Annotated in this window: 28 protein-coding genes; 5 read left to right on the forward strand and 23 right to left on the reverse strand. The window is 70.4% G+C overall.

Annotated features, from left to right (window positions below; translation table 11 throughout):
* Positions 1-30 precede the first annotated feature (30 nt).
* From LHJ74_RS01545 to LHJ74_RS01625, 17 genes are all read right to left on the reverse strand, one after another.
* Positions 31-432, reverse strand: a complete 402-nt coding sequence (locus tag LHJ74_RS01545; RefSeq protein ID WP_260215546.1) for a gas vesicle protein K — start codon at positions 430-432, stop codon at positions 31-33.
* A 106-nt stretch (positions 433-538) separates the two neighbouring features.
* Positions 539-742: a gas vesicle protein gene (locus tag LHJ74_RS01550; protein ID WP_260215936.1), complete on the reverse strand. Its 204-nt coding sequence runs from the start codon at positions 740-742 to the stop codon at positions 539-541.
* A 34-nt stretch (positions 743-776) separates the two neighbouring features.
* Entirely contained in the window at positions 777-1,553 is a 777-nt protein-coding gene (locus LHJ74_RS01555) for a GvpL/GvpF family gas vesicle protein (RefSeq protein WP_260215547.1), read from the reverse strand.
* Positions 1,550-1,981 (reverse strand): gas vesicle protein, encoded by a 432-nt coding sequence (locus LHJ74_RS01560; RefSeq protein ID WP_260215548.1) that lies wholly within the window; start codon positions 1,979-1,981, stop codon positions 1,550-1,552. The genes LHJ74_RS01555 and LHJ74_RS01560 overlap by 4 nt, the downstream gene beginning before the upstream one ends.
* Before the next feature lie 29 nt (positions 1,982-2,010).
* Positions 2,011-3,060, reverse strand: a complete 1,050-nt coding sequence (locus LHJ74_RS01565) for an SRPBCC family protein (protein ID WP_260215550.1) — start codon at positions 3,058-3,060, stop codon at positions 2,011-2,013.
* Positions 3,053-3,535, reverse strand: a complete 483-nt coding sequence (locus tag LHJ74_RS01570) for a hypothetical protein (RefSeq protein ID WP_260215552.1) — start codon at positions 3,533-3,535, stop codon at positions 3,053-3,055. Before LHJ74_RS01570 ends, LHJ74_RS01565 begins: the two co-directional genes overlap by 8 nt.
* A gap of 125 nt (positions 3,536-3,660) precedes the next feature.
* Positions 3,661-3,918, reverse strand: coding sequence for a gas vesicle protein GvpG (locus LHJ74_RS01575; RefSeq protein WP_260215554.1), 258 nt, complete (start codon positions 3,916-3,918; stop codon positions 3,661-3,663).
* 78 nt (positions 3,919-3,996) lie between these two features.
* Positions 3,997-4,710: a GvpL/GvpF family gas vesicle protein gene (locus LHJ74_RS01580; protein WP_260215556.1), complete on the reverse strand. Its 714-nt coding sequence runs from the start codon at positions 4,708-4,710 to the stop codon at positions 3,997-3,999.
* Positions 4,711-4,712: 2 nt separating this feature from the next.
* Positions 4,713-5,162 carry a gas vesicle structural protein GvpA gene (locus LHJ74_RS01585; protein ID WP_260215557.1) on the reverse strand — a complete coding sequence of 150 codons (450 nt, stop codon included), beginning with the start codon at positions 5,160-5,162 and terminating at the stop codon, positions 4,713-4,715.
* 48 nt (positions 5,163-5,210) lie between these two features.
* Positions 5,211-5,510 carry a gas vesicle protein GvpO gene (locus LHJ74_RS01590; RefSeq protein WP_260215558.1) on the reverse strand — a complete coding sequence of 100 codons (300 nt, stop codon included), beginning with the start codon at positions 5,508-5,510 and terminating at the stop codon, positions 5,211-5,213.
* Positions 5,511-5,731: 221 nt separating this feature from the next.
* On the reverse strand, positions 5,732-7,309 hold the full coding sequence (locus tag LHJ74_RS01595; protein WP_375546636.1) for an MFS transporter: 1,578 nt from the start codon (positions 7,307-7,309) through the stop codon (positions 5,732-5,734).
* Positions 7,288-7,839 carry a TetR/AcrR family transcriptional regulator gene (locus LHJ74_RS01600; protein ID WP_260215561.1) on the reverse strand — a complete coding sequence of 184 codons (552 nt, stop codon included), beginning with the start codon at positions 7,837-7,839 and terminating at the stop codon, positions 7,288-7,290. The genes LHJ74_RS01595 and LHJ74_RS01600 overlap by 22 nt, the downstream gene beginning before the upstream one ends.
* Before the next feature lie 116 nt (positions 7,840-7,955).
* Positions 7,956-9,413, reverse strand: coding sequence for an argininosuccinate lyase (gene argH, locus LHJ74_RS01605; protein ID WP_260215562.1), 1,458 nt, complete (start codon positions 9,411-9,413; stop codon positions 7,956-7,958).
* A gap of 123 nt (positions 9,414-9,536) precedes the next feature.
* Entirely contained in the window at positions 9,537-10,733 is a 1,197-nt protein-coding gene (locus LHJ74_RS01610) for an argininosuccinate synthase (RefSeq protein ID WP_260215563.1), read from the reverse strand.
* 132 nt (positions 10,734-10,865) lie between these two features.
* Positions 10,866-11,237: a DUF488 domain-containing protein gene (locus LHJ74_RS01615; RefSeq protein ID WP_260215564.1), complete on the reverse strand. Its 372-nt coding sequence runs from the start codon at positions 11,235-11,237 to the stop codon at positions 10,866-10,868.
* 113 nt (positions 11,238-11,350) lie between these two features.
* A complete protein-coding gene (locus LHJ74_RS01620) occupies positions 11,351-11,848 on the reverse strand; it encodes a hypothetical protein (protein ID WP_260215565.1) in 498 nt (165 codons plus the stop codon).
* On the reverse strand, positions 11,841-12,572 hold the full coding sequence (locus LHJ74_RS01625; protein WP_260215566.1) for a DUF2249 domain-containing protein: 732 nt from the start codon (positions 12,570-12,572) through the stop codon (positions 11,841-11,843). The genes LHJ74_RS01620 and LHJ74_RS01625 overlap by 8 nt, the downstream gene beginning before the upstream one ends.
* 104 nt (positions 12,573-12,676) lie before the next feature.
* Here LHJ74_RS01625 and fdxA point away from each other — a divergent pair, with 104 nt between their 5' ends.
* The 5 genes from fdxA (at position 12,677) to LHJ74_RS01650 (ending at position 16,093) form a co-directional block, all read left to right on the forward strand.
* Positions 12,677-13,003, forward strand: a complete 327-nt coding sequence (gene fdxA, locus LHJ74_RS01630; RefSeq protein WP_260215567.1) for a ferredoxin — start codon at positions 12,677-12,679, stop codon at positions 13,001-13,003.
* Entirely contained in the window at positions 13,000-13,689 is a 690-nt protein-coding gene (locus tag LHJ74_RS01635) for a helix-turn-helix transcriptional regulator (protein ID WP_260215568.1), read from the forward strand. Before fdxA ends, LHJ74_RS01635 begins: the two co-directional genes overlap by 4 nt.
* 582 nt (positions 13,690-14,271) lie before the next feature.
* Positions 14,272-14,457 (forward strand): hypothetical protein, encoded by a 186-nt coding sequence (locus tag LHJ74_RS01640; protein ID WP_260215569.1) that lies wholly within the window; start codon positions 14,272-14,274, stop codon positions 14,455-14,457.
* 79 nt (positions 14,458-14,536) lie between these two features.
* Positions 14,537-15,421 (forward strand): SCO6745 family protein, encoded by an 885-nt coding sequence (locus LHJ74_RS01645; protein ID WP_260215570.1) that lies wholly within the window; start codon positions 14,537-14,539, stop codon positions 15,419-15,421.
* A gap of 291 nt (positions 15,422-15,712) precedes the next feature.
* Positions 15,713-16,093 (forward strand): VOC family protein, encoded by a 381-nt coding sequence (locus LHJ74_RS01650; RefSeq protein ID WP_260215571.1) that lies wholly within the window; start codon positions 15,713-15,715, stop codon positions 16,091-16,093.
* 109 nt (positions 16,094-16,202) lie between these two features.
* Here LHJ74_RS01650 and LHJ74_RS01655 read toward each other — a convergent pair whose 3' ends face one another.
* The 6 genes from LHJ74_RS01655 to argC all read right to left on the reverse strand — a co-directional run bounded on the left by LHJ74_RS01655 (position 16,203) and on the right by argC (position 21,736).
* On the reverse strand, positions 16,203-16,766 hold the full coding sequence (locus LHJ74_RS01655; RefSeq protein WP_260215572.1) for a GNAT family N-acetyltransferase: 564 nt from the start codon (positions 16,764-16,766) through the stop codon (positions 16,203-16,205).
* A gap of 65 nt (positions 16,767-16,831) precedes the next feature.
* Positions 16,832-17,359 (reverse strand): arginine repressor, encoded by a 528-nt coding sequence (locus LHJ74_RS01660; protein ID WP_260215573.1) that lies wholly within the window; start codon positions 17,357-17,359, stop codon positions 16,832-16,834.
* Between the two features lie 42 nt (positions 17,360-17,401).
* Positions 17,402-18,655 (reverse strand): acetylornithine transaminase, encoded by a 1,254-nt coding sequence (locus LHJ74_RS01665; protein ID WP_260215574.1) that lies wholly within the window; start codon positions 18,653-18,655, stop codon positions 17,402-17,404.
* Entirely contained in the window at positions 18,652-19,563 is a 912-nt protein-coding gene (gene argB / locus LHJ74_RS01670) for an acetylglutamate kinase (protein WP_260215576.1), read from the reverse strand. Before argB ends, LHJ74_RS01665 begins: the two co-directional genes overlap by 4 nt.
* A complete protein-coding gene (gene argJ, locus LHJ74_RS01675) occupies positions 19,560-20,711 on the reverse strand; it encodes a bifunctional glutamate N-acetyltransferase/amino-acid acetyltransferase ArgJ (RefSeq protein ID WP_260215577.1) in 1,152 nt (383 codons plus the stop codon). The genes argB and argJ overlap by 4 nt, the downstream gene beginning before the upstream one ends.
* Positions 20,708-21,736, reverse strand: coding sequence for an N-acetyl-gamma-glutamyl-phosphate reductase (gene argC, locus LHJ74_RS01680; protein ID WP_260215578.1), 1,029 nt, complete (start codon positions 21,734-21,736; stop codon positions 20,708-20,710). Before argC ends, argJ begins: the two co-directional genes overlap by 4 nt.
* Positions 21,737-21,843 lie beyond the last annotated feature (107 nt).

Here is a 21,843-nt window from a genome sequence, read left to right on the forward strand (position 1 = left end):
CCGCCCCGACTCCGTGCTCCTGACCCCACGTCACGAGGTGTCGGCTCGCGGCAGGAGGGACCCCAGTGGGCCGAGGTCCAGGTTGAGATCCTCCATGGTGAGGCCGTAGCGGTCGCACAGTTCGTTCATCCGGTCGTGGAGGATCATCAGGGTCATCCCGATGCGCTCCTCCTGGTCCGCGCTCAGGTCGCCCTCGTCCACCCGGTGCAGAGCCGTACGCTCCATGAGCTGACGGAGCAGTTCGACGATGGTGAGGACCAGTTTGATCAGATCGCGTTCCACGGTGTCCGGATCGGTCCCCAAACGCTGGGCAGCGGTCACCGGAGCGCTGCCCTCCGGCCCGGCGGGCAGCAGGTCGAAAGCGTGGGCGGCGGCCCTGGCGACCTCGTCCAGGCGGGGGGCTCCGGTGTCTTCTGCCGGCTCTCGTGCCATGGCGCTTGCCCTCCCAGGGTGTCTTCGCAGTGGTGCCGGCCTCCCCCGGTCTGGTGCTCGGGAGTTCCGCCCTTGGCGGCCGTGCGCGCGCCGGCTGTAGCGCCTTTCACCACGGCGCGGGGTCGTCCGGTGTGATCGAGTGGATGACGGCACGGAGATTGATGCGGACCAGGTCGACGTCGGCGATGGACAGTACGAGGTCACCGGTGAGCACGGCGCCGCCGTTCAGCAGGCGGTCCAGCAAATCGATGAGCGCGACCTGACGCCCCGCGAGCGCCTCCACCGGCTCCAGTTCGGCGGGTGTGCGCAGGTCGTGCGGAAAGCCCTCGGCCGCCGCCGGACGTTCAGCGCTCACGGGGCACCGCGAAGGAGTACGGAGCCCAGGGACCGGTCACTTCGACGCGGACGCCGGGCACACCGCCCGCCGGACGGGTCACGGCTTCACGGAAGGCCTCGCCGTGCCCGGAGGGCACCAGGTAGCCGTCGTTGGTGACGTTCTCCCCGGGCCCGGTGGCGAGTTCGCCCTGCTGCGGACGATGGGCCACCCGGGCGGCGGCCAGCTCCCCGGCCGCTTCGGCGACCCGCGAGACCACGGCCTCCACATCCCGGTGCAGCTGCTGCTGGTTCCGGCGGTTCTCCTGCCGCCGCTGCAGGTACGCCCGCCCGGGGCTCTCCGCGGACGGCGGCACCGGGCGGGCGGGCGCCGGGACGGCCCGCCCCGGATCGGCGTAGATCTTGACGCCCCATTCGACGTGGCCCTCGAGCTGGGAGAGCATGGCGAGGAACTCCTCGCCGCGCTCCCGCAGCATGGCGGTCACCCCTGCGTCGTCCAGATATACGCTGGCCAGACGCATCGGGAGGACGGTGGTGCGCTGGTACGCGGCGGCGACCACTCCATGGTGGCATCGCGCGACGGCCTCCAGCCGGTCCAGATCCTCCAGTTGCGCCTTCAGCCCCTCCTCACCGAACCGGTCGGCGGAGACGGTGCTGACGAGTGCGCCGAGCCCGGCCGCGTACACGGTGCGTACCGCGGCGCCGTCCTGGCCCGTGACCCCCTCGGCCGCCTCGTCCAGCTCCGCCGGGCGGCCGACGGCGTAGAGGTAGCAGAGCTCGGCGGTCATCGCGTCCTCCCTTCCTCCGCCTCCACGGCCTCCGCTGGTTCGGCCTCCCGGGCCGGTGCCTCCGGGAGGCCGACGGCGGCACGCAGCTCGGCGATCTCCGCCCGCAGACGGGCGTTCTCGTCACTGAGCTCGCTGCCCCTTTGAGCTGCGGAGGAGACGGGCGGGCGGGCCCGGGAGGAGAGCGACGGATCGTGCTCCCACCAGTCGATGCCCATTTCCTTCGCCTTGTCCACCGAGGCGACCAGCAGTCGCAGCTTGATCGTCAGGAGCTCGATGTCGAGAAGGTTGATCTGGATGTCACCGGCGATGACGATGCCCTTGTCCAGGACCCGTTCCAGAATGTCGGCGAGATTGGCGGATGAACCCTGCTGGCCATAAGGGGTCGTCCCTCGGGAGGACCCCATACGGTCGGCCATTGAATCGGACATGCGTGCGCCTTGTCTGCGGTCGGTTCCCGTCAGCGACGGGCGAGTTGCTCGTCCTCTTCTTCGGCTTCTTCGGGCTCCTCGTCCTCCAGCTCGCCCGCCTCCTCATCGCCCTCGTCCGGGGCGTCGGCCTGCTCGGAGTCCTCGGAGTCCTCGGAGTCCTCGTCATCTTGCTCGTCGACCGGTTCGTCCTCCAGCTCCTGTTCCGGACCTCCCTCGTCGTCCTCCGCGGCTTCCGCCTCACGGGCACGCTCCTCTTCCTCCACCGCGTCCTCGTGTTCCACCACGACCTCGCCGTCACGGATCTCTCCGCGCCAGCCGTCGGTGGCCTCACCGCGCATCATCAGGAACTTGCGGAAGAGTTTCAGGTCCAGGCGGGCCCTGCGGCCCTGTGCCCGCCAGATGTTGCCGGTCTTCTCGAAGAGTCCCTTGGGGAAGTAGTCGAGGACCAGCAGCACCCGTGTCAGGTCCTCGGTGAGCGCGTGGAAGGTGACCACCCCCTTGACCGTGCCCTTGGCGCCCTCGGTGGTCCAGGTGATCCGTTCGTCGGGGATCTGCTCGGTGACGTTCGCCTTCCAGCTGCGGGTGGACTTGGCGACCTTCACCTTCCAGTTGCTGCTGGTGTCGTCGGCCTTCTCCACGCTGACGACACCCTTGGCGAAGGTGCTGAACTCCTGGAACTGCGTCCACTGGTCGTACGCCTCACGCACCGGGACGCCCACGTCGATGTCCTCGACGACGGTGACGCTCTTGGACTTTCCTCCACCGCCGGCCTTGCCGCCCTTGCCGAAGAGACCCTTCACCTTGTCCTTCAGCTGGGAGGCGCCCACACTCATCGCTGCCTTCGCCGGGGACTTCCCTTCACTGAGAGCCTGGCCGCCCTTGGCGAGGCTTCCGGCCATTCCGCCCGCGCCGGCCCCGTCCCCGAGCTTGCCGACGCTGTCACCCAGTTTGTGCCCGATTCCGGTCACCGCGTGCTGGGCCCGGGCCTGGAGGTAGTTCCGGAGTTCTTCCTTCAGCCGGTCGGTGGCCGGATTCTGCGCCACCTCGTCCTTGAACTTGCTCAGAGCCGACTCAGCCATTGCCGCCTCCGCTGCCACTGGACGCACGCCGGGTACCGGATGCTGCCTTGCGGCCACCGGAGGCGGCCGTCTTGCGGGACTTGGCGGCACCGGCCTTCGCCGTGCCGGTCGCCGTGGACTTGGCAGCGCCAGGCTTGGCAGCCGCCGATTTGGCCGGGCTCGCCTTGCGGCGCGGCGCGCGCGCCTTCTCCTCGCCCGCCTTCTCCTCGCCGTCCGCTCGTTCCTCCTCGCCGTCCGCTCGTTCCTCCTCGTCCTCCGCTTCCCCGCTCGTCTTCTCCAAGTCCAGGGTGCGCTCGCGGAGGGAGTCGGCCAGACCGCTCGCCCGCTCGGTGAGGGCGCCTGCCGCCGCGGTCTTCGTCGCCTCGACGAGATCCGTGCGGGCCTGGTCGGTCAGGCCGCTCAGAAGAGGAGAGTTCGACGCCGTCTTCATGAGCCGCTGCGGGTCCAGGTCCAGCTTCTTACCCGCAAGGAACATGCCCATTCCTATGGCGAGTTTCGCTTTTCTCGTGCGCCCGAGGCAATACCCTCCGACGAGTGCCAGACCTATCTTGGCGTTGTTCATCATTTGTCCTACACCTCTGTCTCCCTGTCGCACGGGGGTCAGGAGCGGGCACGCAGGCGCCGCTGATGTTCCTCGAGCCGCGCCATTTTGTCGAGCAGTTCGTCTTCCCGGCGGTCGAATTCTTCCTCGCTGACCGTCCCGTCGAGCAACTCCTGCTCAAGCTGTGCCAGTTCCTCAAGCACCGGTGCGGGGTCGTAGTATTCGCGCTCGGCGGTCAGCAACAGCTGATCGATCACCCAGCCCGTGCCCCGTACCGGAGCGAGGGGCAGAGCCAGAATCTCTCCGAGGAGACCCATGGAGGAATTCCTCCGATCACTGTGCGGCCAGGCGTGCGTCAGCGGGAGCTTTCCCGGAGTTCTGTCACGCCTGCCATGTCACACAAAACTGTAGGGCGGCAGCGGGCCGTTCAGGCTCAGCGTGTACGCCTCCCCGCGCCGCTGCGCCTCCTCGTCCACCGCCTGGGAGAACGAGGCGGCCTCCGCCCGGCCGACGAGGAAGGAGACGTTGAGGAAGTGCTTCGTCGTCGGCTCCGCGAGGGAGTGCCGCCGGGCGGTCGGCGCGAGTTGTTTCACCACTTCCGCGGCCGCGCTCTCCTCACGGACCCGCACTTCACGGGAGACGAGTTCGCCGAGAGCGACCTTCTCGGCATGTGCGGCCGGATTCTGGCGCGTGACGGCGTTGAGCCGGCGGATCTCCTCGGATTCGGAGACCACCTCTCGCAGCAGATCGTTCTCATCTCGGGAGACCTTGAGGTTGAACTCCAGGCATCCGTCGACTTCCTTGAGCCGCTCCACGTACGCGTCGCGGTGCTCCTCCAAGGAGTCCAGCACGTGCCGGTCACTCGGCCCCACTATGCCGAAGCGCATCGGGAGGACGGCGCCGTCCCTCATCAGCCGCTCCAGAACGCTCTGGTGGGCGACCAGATCGCGGCGCTTGGCCCTCAGGTCCTCCGGGGCCTCGCTCACGACCGCTCCGAGCGCCTCGGTCCGCAGGACACGCAGTTCACCTGGGGGGTCGCCCACCCCGGCGAGACCGTCCAGGGCCGTCGGGTGGCCGGCCGGGGTGATGGCGTAGATGTACGTGGACACGACTAGTCCTCCCGTCGGCGCGGTGTACGGCGGTTACCCGAAGCGGAGGACGACGCCTTCTTCGGCTCGCGCTCCGCCGGCTCTTCTTCTCGCTCTTCGCGTTTCCCCTGCAGGGAGTCGCTGAACGCCTCGACGGCGCCCGTCAGCGCTCCTTTCGACTTTCCTTTGGCGCCGCTCTCCGTCGCCTCGCCCACAATGTCGGTGAGCTGACTCGGCGCCTTGCGACCTGACTCCAGGTCGAGCCGGTTGCACGCCTCGGCGAACTTGAGATAGGTGTCCACGCTGGCGACCACGACGCGAACGTCGATCTTGAGTATCTCGATACCGACCAGGGACACCCGTACGAAGGCGTCGATGACGAGACCCCGGTCCAGGATGAGCTCCAGGACGTCGTAGAGATTACCCGAGCCGCCTGAGCCGCCCGATGAGTTGGTCTGCGGTACAACACTCACGCTTGATCTTCCCTTCTTCTGCGAGAACGCCTGCGAGAGGGACAGTCCTCATCGCCGGTCGATCTGACCCCTTGCGTAACGGCGGACGCGTTCATAACCGACAAGCGAACCCTGCTCGTCGAGGCGTACCCGATAGGTGGCCATCACACTTGAGGTGTCGGGGATTCTCTCGACCTCCACCACTTCGACATCCGCCGACCATCCGTCATCGGTCGCCTTGAGCGCGGAGACCGACCCCGGCGCGCTGCGCAGCAATTCGGCAAGCTGCTCGGCGGCTTCGCGCATCGCGTCAGCAATGGAGAGTCTCGTACCCCGACTCTCGCCGTTCTTATCTTCCGTCGTTGCCATGCTTCTGCCCGTCCATGTTGCTGAAGGAACGAGGGCCACCGTCGGCCCGTCCTCCGGTCCACCCCGAATGCCCCTCAGCGCCGAACGTATGCACCAGCGAGCCGAATCGTTCCTGGGCGCCGGAAGCCATCGCGGCCCGAAAGGCACCCGCACCGCCTTGGTGCGCGCCACATCTCCCGGGCAAACCCAGCCCGCAGGCGGCACAAGCGGCGGTGCGCCGCTCAGGCGTCGCCGTCTGCCGGGGTGTCCTCCAGTCGCTGGTCGCGCAGCAGATGCCAGGAAAGGGCCGCCGCACCCAGCAGGATGACCGCACCCACACTCGCCCCGGCCCGCAGCCCTTCGGTGAAGGTGTCCTGAGCGGCCGTCAGCAGCCGTTCGCGCGCCTCCCCTGGCAGCCCATGGGTGGCTTGCACGGCGCCGCCGAGGGACTCCCGTGCCTCCTCCGCCCTGCTCTCGGGCACCCCCGGGGGCGTGGCGAAGGTGCGGTAGAAGCCGGTCACCACGGAGCCGAGCAGCGCGATGCCGAGCGCGGTCCCCAGTTCGTAGGCCGTCTCCGACACGCCGGAGGCGGCACCTGCCTGTTCCTTCGGGACGCTGGAGAGGATGACGTCGGCGGTGACCGTGAAGGCGAGACCGGCCCCGACACCGAGGAGCAGCAGCACCGGCCCGAGCAGCCAGTAGCCGGTCGAGGGCTGCAGCCCGGCACACGCGGCCAGGGCGAGTCCGACGGCCGCCAGTCCGCCCGAGACGGCGGCGCGTACCGAGGTGCGGCGGGCGACGGTGGCCGCCGCGAGTCCTGCCGCGACGGCGCCGACCGCGGCGGGCAGTTCGGCCAGCCCCGCCTGGAGCGGTGAGCGCATCTGCACCATCTGGAGGAACTGCGACAGGAAGAAGATCAGCCCGGAGAGGCCCAGGATGGTGAGCAGGTCGGCGAGCACGGCGCCCGAGAAGCCGCGGTGCTGGAAGAGCCGCATGTCCAGCAGCGGTGAGGCCAGCCGCAGCTGCCGCCGTACGAACAGGACGAGCGCCAGCGAACCGGCGGCGCCCGCTAGGGCCGCATCCCAGTGGAAACCGTAGGCCGCCGCTTCCTTGACCGCGTAGACCGTGGCGACGATGCCCACCATCGAGAGCCCGACGCTGGGAAGGTCCCAGGGCCCCGGGTCCGGGTTCCTGGATTCGGGCAGCAGCTTGCTGCCGACGACGACCAGTACCGCCATCACCGGCAGATTGATCAGGAAGACGGAGCCCCACCAGAAGTGCTCCAGCAGGAATCCGCCGACCACGGGCCCGACGGCCGCGCCCGCCGACGCCATCGCGCCCCAGATCCCCACCGCGAGGCTGCGTTCCCTGGGGTCGGGGAAGATGTTGCGGATCAGCGCGAGGGTGGACGGCATCAGGGTCGCGCCCGCGACGCCGAGCAGTGCCCGCCACAGGATCATCGCCTCGGAGCTGTGGGCGTACGCCGTCAGCACGGAGACCGCGCCGAAGGCGGCCGAACCGATCAGCAGCAGCTTCTTGCGGCCGATCCGGTCACCGAGTGAGCCCATCGAGACCAGCAGTCCGGCGATGACGAAGGAGTAGACGTCGCCGATCCAGAGCAGCTGGGTACTGGAGGGGCCCAGGTCCTCGCTGAGGAACGGGGCGGCGAGGCCGAGCACGGTGGCGTCCACACCGACCAGCAGCACTGCGAGCACCAGCACCGAAAGGGCGAGCCAGCGCTGCCGTGCGGGCCTGGTCCCGGGAGAGGAGCCGTGCGGCGGGCCGTGGCTCGCGCCGCTCACGGCCGGCTCCTGCGGCATGCCCCGTTGATCAGAAGCTCCGTGGCCATGGGGCCGGAGTCGCGGGCCGCCACCCGGCCCGCCTGCACGGCCCAGGCAGAGGCTGTGATCAGTGCGTATGTCGCCTCGGTCAGCCAGGCGGAGGTGAGGTCGAGGCGGAAGACCCCGCACTCCTGGCCCCGCCGGAAGAGCGCGTCGACGCGCGCGTCGACGCGCTTCCAGCCAGCATTGACCTCGCCCGGCTCGAAGAGCTGGTTCTCGGTGATCAGGAAGGCGAGGAAGCCCGCCAGCGGCTCGGCCTCGGCGATGACGCGGCGCAGCGCCTCCACCGGGTCGCCCTCCTCGGGCCGGGCCTCCTCGACAGCCGAGGTGAGCCGCCGCAGCCCGAGCTCCTCCAGCGCCCGCACCAGGGAGTCACGCCCCGCGAACTGGCGGTGGAGGGTGGCGCGGCTGATGCCGGCCGACCGGGCTATCTCGTCCATGGAGGACGACGGCTTCCGGGTCAGCTGCTCGGCGACATCACTCAGTACGCGTTCACGATCCAGACTCATGAGACGACACTATCCCGAATGAGACACGCTCGTCTCACCCGGGACAGTGACGTTCACCATCCTGATCTCCGCCATGGCCCGCTGGTGCTGGCGCTGCTGCTCTGCCAGGAGAGCGCTCAGCGCTTGGCCATCGCCCACTCCCGCTGCAGCGCCAGATCGGCGGTCACCTCGGCGAGCTGGACGGCGACCGAGGAGGGTGCCGTACCGCCCCGGCCGTCCCGCGCGGCGAGCGCCCCCTTCACCTGCAGCACCTCACGCACCTCCGGCGTCAGATGCGGCGAGATCTGTGTGAACTGCTCGTCGGTGAGCTGGTCGAGCTCGATGCCCTCCGCCTCGCACACCTTCACGCACTCCCCCGCCACCTCGTGCGCGACCCGGAAGGGCACACCCTGCTTCACCAGCCACTCGGCGATGTCGGTCGCGAGGGAGAAACCGGCGGGCGCGAGTTCCTCCATCCGCTCACGGTTGACGGTGAGCGTGGCCAGCATCCCGGTGAACGCCGGAAGGAGCAGCTCCAGCTGATCGCAGGAGTCGAACACCGGCTCCTTGTCCTCCTGCAGATCCCGGTTGTAGGCGAGCGGCAGCGCCTTGAGCGTGGCCAGCAGCCCGGTGAGGTTGCCGATGAGGCGGCCGGACTTGCCGCGCGCCAGCTCCGCGATGTCAGGGTTCTTCTTCTGCGGCATGATCGAGGAACCGGTGGAGAAGGCGTCGTGCAGGGTCACGAAGGAGAACTCCTTCGTGTTCCACAGGATGATCTCCTCGGCGATCTTCGACAGGTCGACGCCGATCATCGCCGTGATGAAGGCGAACTCCGCAGCGAAGTCGCGGGCGGCCGTCCCGTCGATCGAGTTTGCCGAAGAACCGTGCTCGAAGCCCAGCTCGCGGGCGACGGCCTGCGGGTCCAGTCCGAGCGAGGAGCCCGCGAGCGCGCCCGAGCCGTACGGCGAGACGGCCGTACGGGTGTCCCACTGGCGCAGCCTCTCCGCGTCCCGGGACAGGGCCTGGCCGTGGGCGAGGACATGATGGGAGAAGAGCACCGGCTGGGCGTGCTGGAGGTGCGTGCGCCCGGGCATGGCGACGTCCTGGTGGGCCCGTGCCAGGCCGGTGAGCGCCTCCTGCAGGTCGGCCAGCAGGCCGCCGAGGATCCGGGCGTGGTCGCGCAGATACATCCGGAAGAGCGTCGCGATCTGGTCGTTGCGGGAACGGCCCGCCCGCAGCTTGCCGCCCAGGTCCGGACCGAGCCGCTCCAGCAGGCCGCGCTCCAGCGCGGTGTGCACGTCCTCGTCGGCGACGGTACCGGTGAACGAGCCGTCCGCGACGTCCGCCTCCAGCTGGTCCAGGCCCTCGATCATGCGGCGCAGCTCGTCCTCGGTGAGCAGGCCGGCCGTACGGAGGGCGCGGGCGTGTGCGCGGGAGCCCGCGATGTCGTACGGGGCGAGCCGCCAGTCGAAGTGGACGGAGGCGGACAGCTTGGCCAGGGCCTCGGACGGTCCGTCGGCGAACCGCGCGCCCCACAGCCGTACGTCGCCGCCCTGGGCACCTTCCCGGGCACCTTCCTGCGGTCCGTTGCTCATCGGTTGCTCTGCTCCTCTGTCGTGTCAGGCGTCGTGTCAGGGTGCCGATACGGCACGCCTCCCCGCCGTGGGCACGGCGGGGAGGCGGGTGGCGGTGGAACGGGTCGGACGGTGAGGCGCAGACTACTGCGCGAGGTCCCGCCGTGCGGCGATCTTGGACGACATGCCGAAGAGCTCGATGAACCCCTTGGACATCGACTGGTCGAAGGTGTCGCCGCTGTCGTAGGTCGCGAGGTTGAAGTCGTAGAGCGACTGATCCGACTTGCGGCCGGTGACCACGGCGCGGCCGCCGTGCAGGGTCATCCGGATGTCGCCGCTGACGTGCTCGTTCGCCTCGTTGATGAAGCCGTCCAGTGCGCGCTTGAGCGGGGAGAACCACAGGCCGTCGTAGACCAGTTCGGTCCACCGCTGCTCGACCTGGCGCTTGTACCGCGCCAGCTCGCGCTCGACGGTGACGCTCTCCAGCTCCTGGTGGGCCGCGATCAGTGCGATGCCGCCGGGCGACTCGTACACCTCGCGGGACTTGATGCCGACGAGGCGGTCCTCGACCATGTCGATCCGCCCGACGCCCTGGGCTCCGGCCCGCTCGTTGAGCTGCTGGATGGCCTGGAGCACGCTGACGGGCCGGCCGTCGATGGCGACGGGGACACCCTTCGCGAAGGTGATGACGACCTCGTCGGCCTCGCGGGGAGTGGCCGGGTTCTCCGTGTACTCGTAGACGTCCTCGATCGGGGCGTTCCAGATGTCCTCCAGGAAGCCCGTCTCCACGGCCCGCCCGAAGACGTTCTGGTCGATGGAGTACGGCGACTTCTTGGTGGTGACGATCGGCAGGCCCTTTTCCTCGCAGAAGGCGATCGCCTTGTCCCGCGTCATCGCGTAGTCACGCACGGGGGCGATGCACTTGAGGTCGGGGGCGAGGGAGGAGATCCCGGCCTCGAACCGCACCTGGTCATTGCCCTTGCCGGTGCAACCGTGGGCGACGGTGCTCGCTCCGTGCTTGCGGGCGGCTGCCACCAGGTGCTTGACGATCGTCGGCCGGGAGAGCGCGGAGACCAGTGGGTAGCGGTCCATGTAGAGCGCGTTGGCCTTGATCGCCGGGAGGCAGTACTCGTCGGCGAATTCGTCCTTGGCGTCGGCGACCTCCGCCTCCACCGCCCCGCAGGCGAGCGCACGCTTGCGGATGACATCCATGTCCTCGCCGCCCTGGCCCACATCCACGGCGACGGCGACGACCTCCGCCCCGGTCTCCTCGGCGATCCAGCCGATACAGACGGAGGTGTCCAGGCCGCCGGAGTAGGCGAGTACGACGCGCTCGGTCACGGGATTCTCCTTACGAAGCATGCACTGATAGGTATAACTATGCACTCCTCCGCATGCTTCGTCAACCCGGGCACGGAGCGTGGCAGCCGGCGCTTACCGGGCCGGGGCCGTGCGGGTGCCAGCGGGGAGGGATCAGCCGTTTCGGACGGTGTCCGCGAGGATGAGAGCGTGGCTGAGGTCGACGTCCCTGGTCGCCGTCAGGAGGGTGAGGCGGCGGCTCGGCCCCGCCAGCTCCCTGAGGTGCTCGACCGCCTCCTGCGGCTCCGGCTCGGCAAGTTCCGCCCGGTAGCGTTCGGCGAATGCGTCGAAGCGCTCCGGCTCGTGGCCGTACCAGCGGCGCAGCTCCGTGGAGGGCGCGGCATCCTTGATCCAGGCGTCCAGTGCCGCCTCGCCCTTCGCCATCCCGCGCGGCCAGACACGGTCCACCAGCACCCGGCTGCCGTCCGCGTCCTCCGCCTCGTCGTAGATCCGCCGCACCCGGACGTCCGGTTTCTTCTTGCTCATGTCTCCAGCCTTGCCCGCCACCGGCCCGCCCGCCACCGCGGCACACGTGGGGACGGTGCGCCCGGGCGTGACGACACCCTGCCGGATCAGGCACCGGGCCCTCGCCGTACCCGTCAGGGGGGCGGCTGCTCCGAGGCGGCCCGCTCGGGGCGGTGGCGGATCTGCATGCCGAGGCGGCGCGGGTGGACGGTCAGGTAGGACAGGCCGTCCCGGCCCGCGGTGAGGCTCCGGGCGGAACCGCGCGGCAGCCAGAGCAGCACGCCCTCCGCGAGCTGCCGGGCGCCGTCCACCGTGCCGAGGGTGCCGTCGCCCGTGAGGACGTGGAGGAGCACGTCCAGGTCCGGCTCGGCGTGCGTGTCCACGCACTGGCCGGGCCGCAGGTGTACGACGTTCGCGTCGAGCTGGCGCCCGGACTCGTCCAGCTTCCACAGGGCTCCGGCGGCGGTAGCCGGGGCCTCGGCGGTCAGGGCCCGCGTGTCGCACAGGACGCGCGGTACGGCCGCACCCGGCGGACCGCCGCCGGGCAACGGCGTGCCGCCCGCGCCGGAGGAGGGGGTCGTACCGGAGGGGTCGCCGCCTGCGTCCCCGTAGGCGCCGTGCGCGTCAGGCATCGACGGCCGCCCGCCCGATCCGTACCCGCCACACCTCAGGGCCGGACTCGACGTAGTCCCAGCTGTAGGCGCCGGGGTAAGCGGCCTCGAACTCGCGTCGCAGCGGCCTGGGATCGTGGTTGTTGACCAGAGTGAACGCTTCACCGGGGGCGAGACGCGCGTAGCAGGCGAAGATACGCGGATGACGCCGGCCGTGCGGGATCTCCCGTACGTCGATGACGGCTGGGCGTTCCAGCGCCCCGCCGCTGAGCAGCGTGTGGAGGTCGGCGACGAGGGACGGCAGGTCGGCGCCCGGCAAGGCGGCGAGAGCGGGCAGCAGCACGGTCCGCTCCACGGTGAAGTGAACGCCGAGGACGGCCTCGGCCTGCTGCGCGACGGCGAGTGCGGAGGCGTCGTCCTCGGCTGCGGACAACGCGTCGACCTGCCGCTGAAGCGCCGCCGAGGCGGCACGCAGGGCCTGTACGAGCAGCCGGGTCTCGGCCGCGCCGGACGCCGCGGCGTAGAGGGTCTCGTCGGTGGCGGCGAGGTGGGGACGCAGCTCGCCGGTGCAGAAGCCGGTGAGGGCGGATCGCACCGCATGCGCGCCGTCCGCGTCGAGCGCCGGCCGGGTCAGCGACGACAGCTTGCTGCGCAACCGCTCCTGGACCAGGCTGACATCGGCCTGGGCACTGACCGCCGGGTCCGTCGCGGTTGCCTGGATGTAGACCTCGGAAGCCCGTGTCACTTGTGTCCCCTTCTCGACTTCCCCGTCCCACGATTGCACCATTATTACATGTACTATTCGGAGAAAAGCCGGGAAGCCCTCCGGCGCCGTGTGGGGAGTACGCCGTGACCTACGTGATCGCGCAGCCTTGTGTGGATGTGAAGGACAAGGCGTGCATCGACGAGTGCCCGGTCGACTGCATCTACGAGGGTCAGCGATCGCTGTACATCCACCCGGACGAGTGCGTCGACTGCGGCGCCTGCGAACCGGTCTGCCCCGTCGAAGCGATCTTCTACGAGGACGACACCCCCGAGGAGTGGCAGGCCTACTACAAGGCGAACGTCGAGTTCTTCGACGAGCTCGGCTCCCCGGGAGGCGCCTCGAAGCTCGGCCCTGTCGAGCTCGACCACCCGCTGGTCTCGGCCCTGCCCCGCCAAGGGGCGGACGAGTGACCGGCGCGGGCCGGGAGCGGGAACGGCCCCGCCGCCGACAGGTGTCGGACACCCTCCGGGACGCCGAGTCACCCCTGGGCGTGGCCGATGTGGCCGGGCGGCTCGGCATTCACGTCAACACGGCACGCTTCCACCTGGACGCTCTGGCTGCCGAAGGCGCGGTGGAGCGGACCCTGGAAGGGCCCGCGGGGCCGGGTCGTCCGCGTACGGTCTACAGCCTGCGTCCCGGGATGGACCGCAGCGGCATCCGCAGCTACCGGCTGCTGGCGCAGATCCTGCTCAGCCAGCTGTCCACCGCGGGCTCCGGGGCGCAAGAAGCCGCCGAGCGGACCGGACGCGAGTGGGGCGGCTTTCTGGTCGATCAGCCACCGCCGTTCCAGCGCCTGACGGGCGAGGCGGCGACCGCCCGGCTCATCGCTCTCCTAACCGATCTGGGCTTCGCCCCGGAACCGCAGGGCGGCGCCCCGGTGCCCGAGGCCATCCGGCTCCGGCACTGCCCGTTCCTCGAACTCGCCGAGGAGCACGGTTCGATCGTCTGCAGCATTCATCTCGGCCTGATGCAAGGGGCGTTGACCCAGATGCGCGCACCCGTCGCGGCGGCCCGGCTGAAGCCGTTCGCCGAGCCGGACGTCTGCCTGGCGCATCTGGAGCATCTGGAGCACCCGGAGCGGGCCGACACCACCTGACCCCCGATACGGCCGTGGGGCGTGGCCCGGCCGCCCCGCGCCACCTCGCAGCCACGCCGTAGCGTCTCACCACAGCGCCCCCGTGGCGCAGCGGCCGGCGCCCGACCCGACAGCAGGGAGACGTCGATGCACGTCGCGAGGCGGGCAGTCCCGGTGGTGGCGTGCGTCGCTCCGCCTGGTCGGCGCGAACTCCCGCACGTCCTTCTTCAGACGGCGCGCGCTCGAACGCGCGCCGGATGCGGCCCCCGCCGCCCTGTCGGCAGCGGCCGTGGGATCGATCACTCGCACAGACTGTCGACACAGGTACGGCGGGCCTGCCGCCCCGCCGTTCCGCCGCCACGGGAGGGCGAAGACACAGGCCCGGGACGCCGGTTGCCGCACCAACGTGCCGGCATCGCCTCGGCCTCCCGGATCCACGGTGGACAGCGACGGGCCTGGGGGCCATTCCTCGCTGGTCAACGGCCCTGCATACTGTCCCCCGGCACAAAAGCCGGTGACCGACGCCCCCGGCAGGGTGCGACCGCGCCGGCCCACACACCGCCTGCCCCCTGGGCGATGCGACAGCGAAGGAATGCCAACAGCATGACCACCACGGACGATCACCGCCCGTCGCCGATCTACGACGGACTCATCGACGAACACGGCGACGTCCTCGCCGAGACCCGCGAGGTGGCGCAGCAAGCGCTGCAGGAAGCGAGCGCAGCGCTGGACTGGAGCGAACTGCACTCCGCTCATCGCCTCCCCCAGCGGTCGGCCAGGGCCGCCTGACCGGATCGATCCGGACCAGCACGGACCCGGCACCGAACGATGTTGACGCCGTTAACATGAGGAGTCTAGTGTCCCTGTCATGACCGACTTCCCCGCGCTCGCGCGTCGGATGTGGCACCAGCTGGAGCCCCTCCACGCCTCGCTCTACTTCTCCCCCGAAGCCGTCGCCGAGGCGGCCGAGCTGGGCTACGACACCGAGTCCCGCTGGCCCCGCTACTTCGCCTACCGCTCCGCGCCCCTCGGCGCGGCGGGACCAGAGCTGGTCGCGGCGGCGTACTACAGCTTCAGCCCCGGCGCCGTCCGCACCCACATCCCCGCCGTATGGCACACCGCCTCACCCGAGGCCGTGCTGCAGGCGCGCCTGCGCACGGTCGACCGGACGGTCCGCGCGCTGATCGGCGACGACGCCGACAGCCCGGCCATCGCCGAGGCGGCGGAGCTGGCCCGTACGGCCGCCGAGGCAGCCGACATGGCCGGGCGAGCGCTGGGCGCGGCGAACCGTGACCTGCCCTGGCCCCGGGAACCGCATCTCGCGCTGTGGCACGCGGCGACCGTACTGCGCGAGCACCGGGGCGACGGTCATCTGATGGCCCTGCGCACGGCCGGTCTGGACGGCTGCGAGGCCCTGGTGTCCTTCGCCGCGATCGACGCCGCGCCGCTGGCGAACTTCGCCTCGCGCGGCTGGTCGGACAAGGAGTGGACCGCCGCACGCGACCGGCTCGCCGCACGCGGCTGGGTGGACGGCGAGGGCCGGGCCACGGAGCTGGGACGGCAGGAGCGCGACGGCATCGAACGGACGACGGACGAACTGGCCGCCGAGCCCTACCGAGCGCTGGGTGAGCAGGGCTGCGCGCGGCTGGCGGAGCTGACCGGCCCGCTGTTCGCGGCGGTCATCGGCGCCGGGATGCTCCCCATGCAGTCCACGCTGGGGATCCTCACGGTCAAGCCGCCCGCCCCGCGCTGAGCTTCCGCCGCGTCAGACCGGACGGGATGGTGGTGCCGGTGGACTCCGGGCTGCCCGGTCCCACTTGGGGTGGTCGGTCAGCGACCCTGCGGGTCGGACGTGACAGCACCACCCGGCGATCGACGCGCCAGCGCACCTGCCCTGCCCGGCTGGGCGGACAGGTCGGCCCTGAATCATTTCGCCGGTACTCGTCTCGTCCGGTACGGTCGCGGGGTTGTTCTCTCTGCTGGGAGCCCGTGAGGTTCGCGTGTGGCCTCCCCGGCAGGTCCCAGGCTGAGAGCAGGTTTCGTTATGGCATGTCGTATCAGTGAGCTCGTACTCGGTTGCCGCGACCCCGAGGTGCTGGCGCGGTTCTGGTGCGAGGTACTGGACTTCGTCGTGCTCGACCGTGAGGACGACGGCACGCTGGAGATCGGGCCGCGCGAAGGATTCGGCGGTCCGCAGCCGACAATCATCCTCAGTAGCCGGGATGAGCCGGAGAAGGGGAAATCCCGGCTGCACATCGACGTCAACGCCACTGACCGCGATCAGGAAGCCGAGCTCGAACGCCTACTGAAGCTCGGTGCGCGCCCGGCCGACATCGGCCAGACGGGGCAGGAGCAGTGGCATGTCCTGACCGACCCCGAAGGCAACGAGTTCTGCCTGCTCAAGGCCCGCCTCGCCCCACTCTGACCGATGGGCAGTGGGCGCGGTGGGTGCGGTGCGCCCTGGCGGGCAGGCAAGGCCCACAGCTCCGGCGCCGACCGCGCCTACCTGTGCTGAGGCGGCGGCCCTCCCCGCATCAGGCCGGAGCACCGGCCCGACGGCTGTGCAGGTGGCCGTCCCTGGGGAAAGGCGGCCGAGCCAAAAGGAGCTGGTCAAACGCGTATCCGGACTTCTCCGCGACCCGGCACGAGGCGAGATTGTCCACCTGGTGGAGCAGGTCGAGACGTTCCAGGCCTTCGGCGGTGAAGGCGCCGAAGGCCCAGCTGGTGAGAGCCTGGAGGGCACGAGCAGCCACCCCCTGGCCTCGGGCGTGGACTGCCGTCCAGTAGCCGACTTCCGCTGAGTCCCGGCCGGGGCCGGTCCGCTTCATGCCCACGCCGCCAGCCAACCGGCCTTCGCCGGTGCTGGATCGGTCTTCATGCACGGCGAAGCTCAGTCGCTCTCCGGTCTCCCAGCCGCGTCTCTGAATCTCCAGCCACTCCACACCGTCTTCGTTGCTCTCCACCCGAAGGTTCGTCCAGCGACGCAACGTGGGATCGCGGCACGCATCGACCAGCGGCTCGACGTCGGCATCGTTCCAAGAGCGCAGGAAGAGCGCCGAGGCAGACGGCGTCGCGTCCACCCGCAAGGTGACGTCCATCAAGATCCTCCCCGGACAGTTGAGCGAACCCTCCCACCGCAGTCATGTGCGGTGCGGTGCGGGAGTCACCGCGCTTTCTGGGCCTGCTGGAGCAGGTGTTCGGCCAGAGCCTGGCCGCCGTTCGGGTCGCGGCTGATCAGCAGCAGGGTGTCATCGCCCGCGATGGTGCCCAGGATGTCGTGGACACCCGCCTGGTCGACGGCCGAGGCGAAGAACTGGGCGGCGCCCGGAGGCGTCCGCAGGACCACGAGGTTGGCGGACGCCTCCGCCGAGATGAGGAGTTCGCCCGCCAGCCGCGCCATCCGCGCCTCGCTCGCGGACTCCCCGAGGGGGGCGCGCGGCGTACGGTCGCCGCCCTCCCCCGGCACGGCGTAGATGAGCTCGCCCCGGGTGTTGCGGATCTTCACCGCGCCCAGCTCGTCCAGGTCACGCGAGAGCGTGGCCTGAGTGACGGTCAGCTCGTCGTCGGCCAGCAGCTTGGCCAGCTGACTCTGGGAACGGACCGGCTGCCGGTTCAGGATGTCGACGATCCGGCGATGCCGGGCCGTACGGGTCTGCGGCACGGCCTGCCCGCTCTGCTGCTCCTCGGTCATCGTTCCGCTTCTTCTCGTCAGGCTGACCGGCCCGGAGGCCCGTCAGACGCGTCTGCTTGCTTCCGCCCGGTCGAGAACGGCGGGGAGTGCACGGACGAACATGTCGGCGTCGTCCTCTCCGAGGATCAGCGGAGGGGCGAGCCGGATGACATCCGGGGCGACCGCGTTCACCAGGAAGCCCGCGTCCTGGGCCGCCAGCTGCACACTCGGGGCGACGGGCTCGGTGAGCACGATACCCAGGAGCAGTCCGGCGCCGCGGACGTGGTCGATCATCGGGTGGCCGAGAGCGGTGATGCCGTCGCGCAGCCGGGCTCCGGTGCGCTTGACGTTGCCCAGGACGTCGTCGGCGGCGAGGGTCTCCAGAACGGCCAGCCCCGCCGCGCAGCAGACGGGGTTGCCACCGAAGGTGGAGCCGTGCTGGCCTGGGGTGAGCAGGTCGGCCGCCGCGCCGAAGGCGACCGTGGCGCCGATGGGCATACCGGCGGCCAGCCCCTTGGCAAGCACCAGCACATCGGGCAGTACGCCCTGCGCCTGGGAGGCGAACCAGTCGCCGGTCCGGCCGATGCCCGTCTGGATCTCGTCCATGACCAGCAGAGTTCCGGTGGCCTCGGTGATCTCGCGGGCGGCGGCGAGATAGCCCTCGGGCGGGACGATCACGCCGCTTTCGCCCTGCATCGGCTCGACGATCAGCAGAGCGGTGTCGGTGGTCACGGCGGCACGCAGCGCCGCCACATCGCCGTACGGCACATGGCGGACGTCGCCGGGCAGCGGCAGGAACGGGTCCTGCTTGGCGGGCTGTCCGGTGAGCGCGAGGGCGCCCATGGTGCGGCCGTGGAAGCCGCCTTCGGTGGCGACCATTCCGCTCCGGCCGGTGCGCCGCCCGATCTTGAAGGCCGCCTCGACGGCCTCGGCGCCGGAGTTGGAGAAGTAGACCCGCCCCGGGCGCCCGGCGCCCGCGAGCTCCAGCAGCTTCTCGGCCAGCAGGACCGGCGGTTCGGCGATGAAGAGATTGGAGACATGGCCGAGCGTGGCGACCTGGTCGGAGACCGCGCGGACCACCGAGGGGTGGGCGGTGCCCAGGGAGTTGACCGCGATGCCGCCGGTGAGGTCGAGGTACTCCTTGCCGTCGGCGTCCCACAGCCGGGCGCCCTCGCCATGGGTCAGCGGGATGCGCGGGGTGCCGTAGTTGTCCATCAGCGCGCCCTGCCAGCGCCGGGTGAGCGCGGAGTTGCTGTTCGGTTTGCCGTTCAGATTGCCGTTCGCGCTGTCGTTCGCGCTGCTGTTCGCGCTGTTCATGAGGTGCCTTCCCCCTTGTCGTCCCGGTCCGGCAGGACCATCGTGCCGATGCCTTCGTCCGTGAAGATCTCCAGCAGGATCGAGTGCTGGACCCGGCCGTCGAGCACCCTTGCCGTCCGCACCCCGTTGCGTACGGCGTGCAGACAGCCCTCCATCTTGGGGACCATGCCGCTGGCCAGATCGGGCAGCAGCTTCTCCAGCTCCGTCGCGGTGAGCTGGCTGATGACCTCGTCGCTGGCGGGCCAGTCCGCGTAGAGGCCCTCGACGTCGGTGAGAACCATCAGCGTCTCGGCGCCGAGTGCGGCGGCCAGGGCGGCGGCGGCCGTGTCGGCGTTGATGTTGTAGACGTGGTGGTCCTCCGTGCTGCGGGCGATGGAGGAGATGACGGGGATGCGTCCGTCGTCCAGCAGCGCCTGGATGGCGCCGGTCTCGATCCCGGTGATGTCACCGACCCTGCCCAGGTCGACCTGTTCGCCGTCGACTTCGGCATAGCGCTTCGTCGCCGTCATGGTGTGCGCGTCCTCGCCGGTCATCCCGACGGCGAACGGCCCGTGCCGGTTGAGGAGTCCGACCAGCTCGCGCTGGACCTGCCCGGCCAGCACCATCCGTACGACGCTCATGGTCTCCACCGAGGTGACCCGCAGCCCGGCCTTGAACTCCGACTCCAGTCCCAGACGGTCCAGTTGAGCGCTGATCTGCGGACCGCCGCCATGCACGACCACCGGACGCAGCCCGGCGTGCCGCAGGAAGACGACGTCCTGCGCGAAGGCGGACTTCAGCTCCTCGTCGACCATCGCGTTGCCGCCGAACTTGATCACGACGGTCTTGCCGTGGTGCCGGGTCAGCCAGGGCAGCGCCTCGATGAGCGTCTGCGCCTTGGGCAGTGCGGTGTGCTTGCGGGCCGTCATGAGCTGTACGCGCTGTTCTCGTGGACGTAGTCGGCGGTCAGGTCGTTCGTCCAGATGACCGCCGACTCCGCACCGGCCGAAAGGTCGGCGGTGATGCCGATCTCCCGGTAGCGCATGTCGACGAGCTCGCGGTCCTCGCCGACCGAGCCGTTCCGGCAGACCCAGACGCCGTTGATGGCGACGTTCAGCGCGTCCGGATCGAAGGCGGCGGAGGTGGTACCGATCGCGGAGAGCACCCGGCCCCAGTTGGGGTCCTCACCGTGCAGGGCGCACATCAGCAGGTTGTTACGGGCGATGGAGCGTCCCACCTCGACCGCGTCGTCCTCGCTCGCGGCGTTGACAACCTCGATACGGACGTCCTTCGAGGCCCCTTCCGCATCACCGATCAACTGCCGGGCCAGCGCGTCGCAGACGCCGTGCACGGCCTCGGCGAACTCGTCATAGCCGGGCGCGACTCCGGAGGCGCCGGAGGCGAGCAGCAGCACCGTGTCGTTGGTGGACATGCAGCCGTCGGAGTCGATCCGGTCGAAGGTCGTACGGGTGGCGGCGCGCAGCGCCTTGTCCAGCTCCGGCGCGGGCAGGTCCGCGTCGGTGGTGAGCACCACGAGCATGGTGGCCAGCCCGGGGGCGAGCATGCCGGCGCCCTTGGCCATGCCGCCCACCGTCCAGCCGTCGCCTTCGACGACGGCGGTCTTGTGCACGCTGTCGGTGGTCTTGATGGCGAGGGCCGCCTTCTCGCCGCCGTGCGGGGAGAGTTCCCCGGCCGCCGCCGTGATGCCGGGCAGCAGCCTGTCCATCGGGAGGCGGAGGCCGATCAGCCCGGTGGAGGCCACGGCGGTCTCGGCGGCGTCGACGCCGAGTTCCCCGGCCGCCTTCTCGGCAGTGGCGTGGGTGTCCTGGAAGCCGGGCGCGCCGGTGCAGGCGTTGGCACCGCCCGAGTTGAGGACGACGCAGGAGATCCGCCCGCCCTTGACCACCTGTTCCGACCACAGGACCGGTGCGGCCTTCACCCGGTTCGAGGTGAACACTCCGGCGGCGGTACGCGTCGGGCCCTGGTTGACGACCAGGGCGAGATCCAGGTCTCCGCTGTCCTTGATTCCGGCGGCGATGCCCGCGGCCGTGAATCCCTTCGCGGCTGTCACGCTCACGGTGCCACTCCGATCGTGGGAAGTCCCATGCCCTCGGGGAGGCCGAGGGCGAGATTCATGCTCTGCACCGCGCCGCCCGCGGTGCCCTTGGTCAGGTTGTCGACCGCGGCCACCACGATGATCCGGCCCGCCGCCTCGTCGTACGCGACCTGCAGGAGCACGGAGTTCGCGCCGTACACCGCCGCCGTCGACGGCCACTGCCCCTCGGGCAGCAGATGGACGAACGGCTCGTCCTGGTACGCCTTGCCGTACGCGGCGCGCAGCGCCTCGGCGGTCAGTCCGGGGCGCGCCCGGGCACTGCAGGTGGCGAGGATGCCGCGCGACATGGGGGCGAGGGTCGGGGTGAAGGAGACACTCACCGGCTCACCGGCCACCGCCGACAGGTTCTGGATCATCTCGGGCGTGTGCCGGTGTGTGCCGCCGACGCCGTACGGGCTCATCGAGCCCATCACCTCGCTGCCCAGCAGGTGGGGCTTGAGGGCTTTGCCCGCGCCCGAGGTGCCGGTCGCGGCGACGATCACGGCTTCGGGCTCGGCGAGTGCCGCCGCGTACGCCGGGAAGAGGGCGAGCGACACGGCCGTGGGGTAGCAGCCGGGGACGGCCACACGCCGGGCCCCGGTCAGCGCCGCGCGGGCGCCGGGCAGCTCGGGGAGGCCGTACGGCCAGCTTCCGGCGTGCGGGGTGCCGTAGAACTTCTGCCAGTCCGCCGGGTCGGTGAGCCGGAAGTCGGCACCGCAGTCGACGACGAGGACGTCCTCGCCGAGCTCCGCGGCGACCGCCGCGGACTGCCCGTGCGGCAGTGCCAGGAAGACGACGTCATGGCCGCTCAGCACCTCGGTGGCGGTGGGCTCCAGCACGCGCTCGGCTAGTGGTGCGAGCTGCGGCTGGAGCGCGCCCAGGCGCTGGCCCGCGTTCGAGTGGCCGGTCAGCGCCCCGATCTCCACTTCCGGGTGCCCGACCAGCAGCCGCAGAATCTCACCCCCCGCATACCCGCTCGCCCCTGCCACCGCTGCTCGCAACACCATCGAACCCTCCTTCTCGATAGCATGACTATACGCAACTGTGCAGTGTTATGCAAAGCTGGGATCTGATCACCCGCCGGGCGCACCCTTCGCCGTACGCGAGGATCCGG

This window comes from Streptomyces gossypii, assembly GCF_025165795.1.
GTDB lineage: Bacteria > Actinomycetota > Actinomycetes > Streptomycetales > Streptomycetaceae > Streptomyces > Streptomyces gossypii.